This window comes from Methyloversatilis universalis FAM5, assembly GCF_000214035.2.
In the GTDB taxonomy this organism is placed as follows: Bacteria; Pseudomonadota; Gammaproteobacteria; order Burkholderiales; family Rhodocyclaceae; genus Methyloversatilis; species Methyloversatilis universalis.
In genome coordinates, this window is record NZ_AFHG01000033.1 from 26,930 (window position 1) to 34,674 (window position 7,745).

A 7,745-nucleotide genomic window follows, 5' to 3' on the forward strand; every position below is an offset into this window, starting at 1 on the left:
GCGGCCGGCGCTCAGTCCAGCCGGGCACCGCAGTGGTGGCAGTAGATCGCCTGAGACGGATGGCCGTCGCTGTCGCACTGCCGGCAGCGCCTTTCTTGCGTCCGGCTGCCGTCGCGCTGACGCCGCAGCGTCATTTCGGTGGTGACGATGCCGGTCGGTACCGCCAGCGTGCCCCAGCCCAGCAGCATCATCATCGACGAGATCAGCCGGCCCAGACCGGTTCTGGGCGTGATGTCGCCGAAGCCCACGGTGGTCATCGTGGTAATTGCCCAGTAGATGCCGACCGGAATGCTGGTGAAGCCGTTGGCCGGGCCTTCGACCACATACATGATCGAACCCATCACCACCACGATCATCAGCACCACGCTGAGGAACACCAGGATCTTGCGCGAACTGGCCGCCAGCGCCTCGCCCAGCGCCTGGTACTCCGACAGGTAGGCGGTGAGCTTGAAGATGCGGAACACCCGCAGCAGCCGCAGCACCCGCACATCGATCAGTGCGTGCAGTTCCGGGAAGAGCAGGGCGAGATAGGTGGGCAGGATGGCCACCAGATCGACGATGCCGAAAAAGCTGGTGGCGTAGCGCAGCGGCTGGCGCACGCACACGAGGCGCAGCACATACTCCACCGTGAACAGCAGCGTGAACCCCCATTCGGCGATCTCGAATGCGGTGCCCAAGGCACTGTCCGGCGTGATCACGCTGTCGATCACGACCACGGTCACGCTGGCCAGGATGAGGGCGATCAGCACCTTGTCGAACAGCACGCCGGCCGGCGTGTCGGACTGGTACACCACCTTGTACAGCGCGCCGCGCCAGCCGGGCAGCGGCGCGTCAGTCGGGGGAGGCGGGCGGTTCATGGCAGGCTTACGCTCAGTGTTCGTCGGTGCGCATCATAACGGTGCGCAGCAGACCGGAACACGACTGGGCGAACCGACCTCAGCCGACCGGCGCGTCGGCCTGCTCGACCCGGTTGCGGCCCTTGTGCTTGGCCTCGTACAGCGCCTGATCGGCGAGCCGGAACAGGGTGTCCGGACTGTCGTCCTTGCCCGGCACCAGTGTCGCCACGCCCATGCTTGCAGTCAGCACCCCCAGCGGCGATCGCATGTGCGGCCGTGCCTGTGCCTGCAGCGTCGCGCAGATCGTCCGCGCCAGGGCCGCCGCGTCTTCGGCGCCCGCGGCCGGGCTGATGAAGGCGAATTCCTCGCCGCCGTAGCGCGCCACCAGATCGCCGGCGCGCCGCACATGGTCGCCCATCAGCGTGGCCACCTGGCGCAGGCATTCGTCGCCGGCCTGATGGCCGTAGTGGTCGTTGTAGGCCTTGAAGTAATCGACGTCGAGCAGACCCAGCGACAGCGGCTCGCCAGTGCGCTGCGCACGCGCCCATTCGCGCGCCAGCGCCTCGTCGAAGCGGCGCCGGTTGGCGACGCCGGTCAGGCTGTCGGTGGTGCTCAGCTGCGCCAGCAGCCGGTTTGACGCTTCCAGTTCCTCGGTGCGCGCGCGCACCTTGTCCTCGAGCTCATGGGCCAGCGCACGCTGTTCTCCGAGCATGATGGCCAGGCCCATGCCTATCGTGCTGAGCGTCAGGATGTACTCCTGAGTGCGCAGAATGGTTTCGTGTGCCGAGGCGTCGCCGAAGGGGTGATGGCCGGTGGTGACCGACCAGGCCGAACCGAGCGAAATGAGGGCGATCGCCAGTGCGGTGCAGCGCAGCGAACAGCGGGCCGCGATGTAGAGCAGCGGAATCAGCAGCAGCTGCGGCGTCATCGCCACGTGCGGGCGCAGGTCGCCGCCGTCGCCCTGGGTGAAGATGAAAGCGGCCGCGGCCAGCGTTACCGCCATCATGGCGGCGCCCTGCGGCCAGTCCGAGGTGCGGGGGCTGGCCGGGCGCAGGAAGGACAGCAGCAGCGGCGTGTAGATGAGCAGGCCCAGGCCGTCGCCGAACCACCACAGCAGCACCAGGGTGGCGTAGGGTGGATGCACGCCGTCCAGCGTGCACAGCGCCAGCCCGGCCATCATCGAGGCCGTGAGCGCGCCGATCAGCGGGCCGGCCAGCAGGAAGCGGCCGAAGTCCTGTATGCGCTCCAGCTCGGGTGAGGCGCCGAGCCGGCGCATCAGCAGCCAGGCCAGCGTCACCTCGCCCAGATTGCACAGGCTGAGCAGTACCGCGTGCGTCGCCGGGAACACCGGCAGGTTGGCATACACGTCGGACGCGAAGGTGAGTGCCGCCATCGCCAGCCCGCGCCGGCCGCGCCAGTGCAGCAGCGCCGCCAGCAGCACCGCGTTCGGCAGCCACACCACCACCTCGTTCTCCGGCGAGCGCGCGAGCGACAGCGTCAGCTTCACGCTGGCGAAATGCAGCAGCGGCAGAAGCAGCAGCACCCACCAGGCGGGTGGGGAGGGCGGCGGAGTGTCAGCGATGGCTCGGGTCACGGAAAAAGCGGCTGGCCGGATTACGCCGGGCGCGCAAGCATGCCCGAAGCCGCGCAATAAGCGTAGGCGGCGCGACAAAACGTAACCGGGCGGAGCCGCTCCGGGCAGGCATGCGTGAAAAGTGCCGCATTATCAGGCATGAAGCACCGGTACAGGCGTGTCGGTACGCTTTACACCGCAGCGCATCGATCCGGGCAAAAGCCTGCAGGATCAGACCGCAATCGGCTGTGGTCCGGCTCTTGCTGTGTTGCGGGCACCCAGACAAACGGAGCCGCTCCGCATGAATATCGCCCGTCCTTCCGTCGCGCTGATCGCGCTGTGTGCCGCGCTCGCGTCGCCGCTCGCCCGCGCAGACGCGGTGGCCACCACCGTGTTTGCCGACACCTTCGAGGACGGCAGTGTCGCCGACTGGTCGGTCAGCGCCAGCGCCAACATCACCGTGCCGGTGGTGACCGTACGCAGCGATTCGGTCCACGAGGGCTTGGGCGCGCTGTGGACCTATTTCGATGCGCCGGGCGGCGGCCAGGGGGCCGGTCAGGTGCGCGCGTCCCGCGTGTTCAACGCGCCGGTCGCGGCCGACTACACGCTGTCACTGTGGGCGCGCAGTGCGCCGTGCAGCGGCTGCACGATGTTCTACGACGTACTGGTCGATGGCGTATCGCTCGCCCGCACCGCAGCGCCGAACGCCTTCGAGGCACGCAGCTTCACGCTGTCCGGCCTGAGCGCCGGCGATCACGTGCTGACGCTGGGCATCTACACCACCGCGGCCAGCAGCGGCCGCTTCAACGCCACCTTCGACGACGTGCGCATCACCACGCTGGCGCCGGTGCCCGAGCCGACCAGCGCCGCACTCATGCTCGCCGGCCTCGGCATCGCTGGCTTCGCGGCACGGCGGCGTCAGCGCTGACTTTCGTGTCACGGGCGGGCAGGCCGGTTCAGGCCCGCCCGCCTCGCACGGGCCGTGATCTTGGCCCGCGTGGCGGGAGCGCGGCAGGGCGCGAACCGAAAAATCCCGGATCCGCGCTCCGCCGTCACCGCTGCCGTCTGTCCCGGTGCCCAGGACTGGCGCCGATCCATCGGTGGTGCGCTCACACGCTGCGGGCCAGCAGCGCGACGGCTTCGGCCTGCCGGTGGGTGCCGGTCTTGGCCAGGATGCGCTTCAGGTGCGAACGCACGGTGGCCAGACCGATGCCGAGCCGGTCCGCGATCTGCTCCGGCGAGCGTCCCTGTGCCAGCGCGCCGGCGACCGCCGCTTCGGTGCGGGTCAGCCCGTACAGCGCGCGCAGCGCCTGCTGATCGACCGGCGCCTCGGGGTCGCGGATGAACACCAGCGCCGCCGGACCGGGGTCGCCGAAGGCCGGCATCGACGGCCGCAGCGGCGTGATCTCCACGGTCAGCGGCAGGCGGCCGGGGCGCGGAATGGCGAGCATGGTGGCACTGTCCGCCGGGTGGCCGCGCGCGGTGTTCACCGCGGCGCGCACGCGTCGCGACAGCGTGTCGTGCAGGGCTGGAGGCTGCGCGCGCAGATGCCCGCATACCGCGCTCAGTCCGGTGTTTTCGCGCAGCAGGCGGTCCGCCATCGCGCTGGTCTGCAGCACGCGGCAGCGGCCATCCACCACCACCACGCCGGTATCGATGCGGTCGAGTGCCTGCAGCGCGGCGGCGTGCGCCCGGCTCATGCCCGACAGGTGCTGGCCCAGCCGCAGTGCGCGCTGCAGGTGGGGCAGCAGCAGCGCGACCTTGCTGCGTTCGACCCCGGTGTAGGCGCCCGCACTGCGCGGGCGATGGATGCCCAGCACGCCAAGGGTGCCGTCGGCCGTCGGGAATACCGCGCCCAGCATGTGGTGGATGTCCAGGTGGCGTAGCCATTCCTGGTAGAAGCCGCTGTGCGCCTGTTCCTCGGGCGTCACCAGATCCTCGTCGGTGATGACGCGCGACAGGCCGTGGGCGACCGAGCGCTCGACCCACAGGTCGCGCCGGTGCCAGTCCTCGGCCCAGGCCCGGTCGCGCTCGGCGACGTTCAGGTTGTCGGTGCATTCCAGCAGATCCACCCGCGCGCCCTCGCCATGCAGCTTGATGACGGTGCTGGTCGAATCGAGTGCCTGCGCGGTGCGGGCCGCCATGCCCGGCCACAGCGCGCTGTCCAGGGCGGCATCGTAAAGATGCGCGATCAGTGCCGACAGGCGGGCGTCGGCGAGTTCCGATGAGGACATGGGTGACGCCTCCGATACCGGGTTTCTCCCCTGTTTGGGGGGCGCGAGCGCCCCGGCCGCTTTTCTACCATAGCGGACGCATATCGCACGCCGGGAATCGTTCCCGCCTCCGCGGTGGCCGGTTCGGGGCCGGGCTGACGGCGACGCGTTTCCCGGCATCAACGACTGGAGCTTTCCGATGCAGACAACCCCCGTTCCTTTCCGTCTGGCGCTGTCGTCCGCCCTGTTCTCCGCGCTGTTCGCCACCCTCGTGCCGGCACAGGCGCAGAACGCCGGCACCCCTGCGGCCAGGCTGGACATTGCCGGCGTGCGCATCGGCATGACCGAAGCCGAAGCGGTGAAGGCGGTGCAGGCCTTTGACGCCAGCGCCCGGCCGAAGCGCAGCCTCGCCACCTTTCCCTATTACGACGGCGTCAATTCGCTGCAGTCGCCGGAGTTCCTCGACCACATCGGCTTCGCGATGGCGGGATCGGGCATCGGCATCTGGTTCGCCAGCCCGCCGTCCGAGCCGCGCGTCATCGCGGTCACGCGCCGCGGTTCGGCGCCGCAGCCGCCGGGCAGCGAACAGATGATGGCCTCACTCGTCGAGCGCTACGGCCCGTACGCCGCGCGCACCCCGCCGGTTGCCGGCGGCCGCGCCGTCGTGCACTGGAGCGAAGAGGGCAAGCCGCAGTGCAGCGTGGACAAGGACCGCAAGGGCCAGCGCATCCCCTGGTCGAACGCCATGGGCACGCTGCTGCAGCCGGGTGCGGTCAAGGTGCTGGAACAGTACGCACGGCAGCGCGTACCGCATCTGGTCGCCGCCCTCGGCCCCGCGCCGGACGCCGCCCGCTGCGGCATCGTGCTGCGCTACGAATGGAACAGCGAACCGGTGCAGAACTTCGAAGCCTGGCTGGTCGATCAGGGCGGCATGGTCGCCGCCAGCCGCCGGTCCGCCGAGTGGGTGGAGCAGTTGAAGGCCGAGGCGGTGCGCAAACTGCAGGGGCAGGGCAAGGCACCGAAGTTCTGACCGGCCGTAGGGGCGCTGGAAGGCCGCCGTGCTCCGGCTCGCCCGCCGGTGGCAACCGCAGCGGCTTCAGCCGGCGGGTCAGGCCCTATTTCCTCACCTTCGGGTCGCAGGGCGTTTCAAATGGATCCTCCGGCAGATAGCTCCGAAGGACCGGCGAGCGGGGGGCCACGAAATTCATCTCGATCATTTCGGATTCGAAGTCCACACCGCGGCGATTGCCGGAAAACAGGTCCAGTACCTGACGGCCTGACCTGATGACCCGCAGTCCGACGCCACTTCCCTGTGCGGTGGCCTCGATCACGCAATAGGTATAGCCGCCCACCTTGAAGAACATCACGTTCTCGCCGGTGTGCGGTGAGGTTGACCGGTCGAACACATGGAATGGCCGTGCGTCGCTCGCAACGCTTTCCATCTCGACCTTGCCTTCCGGCCCGAAGCGGTAAGCCACCCTGCGGAACGGCTCAGACCTGCCGTCAGCGCAGACGGACAGCAGCTTTCCGGTCCTGACCAGCGTGTAACCCCCTCCTGGCGGCCGGCGGATTTCCGACATGTGCGCGTTCAGATAGGCGTATTCACCCTTCACGCAATGCGTGGGCAGACCTGGAGGCTGCTGGGCGAACACGGCGCTGCAGAGGGCGAGGGCGGAAAGTCCGGCGAGGCGGGGAAGGGAGGAGGAGGGGTGCATCGGGTGCGTTCTGAAAACGTGGTCCGTTGATTCAGCCTTGGGGCATGCCCGGTGATGCGGTCATCGGGGGCTTCCCGCGAGTGTGCCTCAGTCTCACCTGCACCCGGTCTGGATCTTTGGACGTTGTGCCCCGACGGTAGAGGATGGCGGCTATTGCTCATCTCCTTTATCGCGTTTGCCGCCCACTTCCCACCACCGCTTGCCACGAGACAGATCGCCCATCATGGCCAACCGGGTCACACCCTCAAAGACAAACGCCGATAGCTCTTCCGGCAGCCAAACGTGTGCCGCATGTATCGAATGGCGCTCCCCGCGCAGATTCGATGTCGGCAGGGGGCACCCAGAGTCGACTACGGATGCCGGATATACGACCGTAAGTGATCCATCCGGTAAAGCCAGAGTCTTGATTTAGGGGGAGTCCGCATATGACGGGTTATGACTCGCCACGTGATGGACCTTCGCCTAATTACCTTTGCCGTCTGCGCAGTCTTTTAAAAACTTCTCGTGTTCGGGCGGTGCCATCTTCTTGCCAGTCAATTGCTCCTTTATGGCTGGAATGTCAGCGCAAGACGTCTTGACCCACGCAGCTTTCTCCTGCTCGGCGACCCTTCTTGCGTTCGCGTCTGCTACGGAACTTGATTGACCAGGAATCTTTAGCGTGTTCCGATACTCCAGCGTAGTGCCTAACTTTCCGCGCTTGAGCAATGGACTGGAGAAGTTCTTGTAGTCAGGGCCTAGCGCTCTTGCGGTCGGTTGTACTGCCGTGATGGGACCAACTAGTTCAATCGTGTAGCTTCCGGGAAGTAGGGCTCCACCTCGATCAGAGAATGGACTCGACTTGAAACGTCCGTCTTGCACGGTAAGTTTTTCTTGGGCAGTGTAGCTATTGGCCCTGCGCGAAAGAGTGAGCAGCAGTTGCGTGCCGTTAGCAGGCTGGTGAGAAACCCCGCTCGCTGCTCGTGGCGCGGGTTTTAAGGCAGACTCCCGCCCCGAATCGTCTTCCTACTTTTCCCGACTGTCCATGCGCGGCCAAGAGAATCCCCAGGCGTTGATGTTCAGCTACGTGAGCCTGGAACAACGCGTGCCGAAGGACCACCCGCTGCGCTCCCTGCGCGCGCTGGTCGACGGCATTCTCGCCAACATGAGTGCGCTGTTCGATGAGCGTTACTCGCATACCGGCCGTCCGTCGATTCCGCCTGAGCAGTTGCTGCGTGCGCTGCTCGTGCAGATCCTCTTCACGATCCGCAGCGAACGCCAGCTGGTCGAACAGCTCGACTACAACCTGCTGTTCCGCTGGTTCGTTGGCCTGGGCATGGACGATGCGGTGTGGGACCGCACCGTGTTCAGCATCAATCGCGACCGTCTGCTCGGTACCGACATCGCACGCCAGTTCTTCCGCCGCGTGCTG

Annotated in this window: 7 protein-coding genes; 3 read left to right on the plus strand and 4 right to left on the minus strand. The window is 67.3% G+C overall.

Going from position 1 to position 7,745, the window contains the following annotated elements; translation table 11 throughout:
- Positions 1–11 precede the first annotated feature (11 nt).
- Together METUNV1_RS05215 and METUNV1_RS05220 are read right to left on the minus strand one after the other, a co-directional pair.
- Positions 12–857: an ion transporter gene (locus METUNV1_RS05215; protein WP_008059568.1), complete on the minus strand. Its 846-nt coding sequence runs from the start codon at positions 855–857 to the stop codon at positions 12–14.
- Between the two features lie 79 nt (positions 858–936).
- Positions 937–2,379, minus strand: a complete 1,443-nt coding sequence (locus METUNV1_RS05220; RefSeq protein WP_008059569.1) for a sensor domain-containing diguanylate cyclase — start codon at positions 2,377–2,379, stop codon at positions 937–939.
- A 331-nt stretch (positions 2,380–2,710) separates the two neighbouring features.
- Between METUNV1_RS05220 and METUNV1_RS19940 the strand changes: the two genes are divergently transcribed.
- A complete protein-coding gene (locus METUNV1_RS19940) occupies positions 2,711–3,337 on the plus strand; it encodes a PEP-CTERM sorting domain-containing protein (protein WP_008059570.1) in 627 nt (208 codons plus the stop codon).
- A 181-nt stretch (positions 3,338–3,518) separates the two neighbouring features.
- Here METUNV1_RS19940 and METUNV1_RS05230 read toward each other — a convergent pair whose 3' ends face one another.
- The gene (locus METUNV1_RS05230; protein WP_008059572.1) at positions 3,519–4,643 is read right to left on the minus strand and encodes a helix-turn-helix transcriptional regulator; all 1,125 of its coding nucleotides are present in this window, start codon (positions 4,641–4,643) and stop codon (positions 3,519–3,521) included.
- 178 nt (positions 4,644–4,821) lie between these two features.
- On the opposite strand from METUNV1_RS05230, the gene METUNV1_RS05235 reads away from it, so the two are divergent.
- Positions 4,822–5,652, plus strand: coding sequence for a hypothetical protein (locus METUNV1_RS05235; RefSeq protein WP_008059573.1), 831 nt, complete (start codon positions 4,822–4,824; stop codon positions 5,650–5,652).
- A gap of 85 nt (positions 5,653–5,737) precedes the next feature.
- Here the strand turns inward: METUNV1_RS05235 and METUNV1_RS05240 are convergent, their stop codons facing one another.
- On the minus strand, positions 5,738–6,337 hold the full coding sequence (locus METUNV1_RS05240) for a hypothetical protein (RefSeq protein ID WP_081471321.1): 600 nt from the start codon (positions 6,335–6,337) through the stop codon (positions 5,738–5,740).
- 1,021 nt (positions 6,338–7,358) lie between these two features.
- On the opposite strand from METUNV1_RS05240, the gene METUNV1_RS05245 reads away from it, so the two are divergent.
- A partial coding sequence (locus METUNV1_RS05245; RefSeq protein WP_043359131.1) for a transposase occupies positions 7,359–7,745 on the plus strand: 387 nt, incomplete at its 3' end.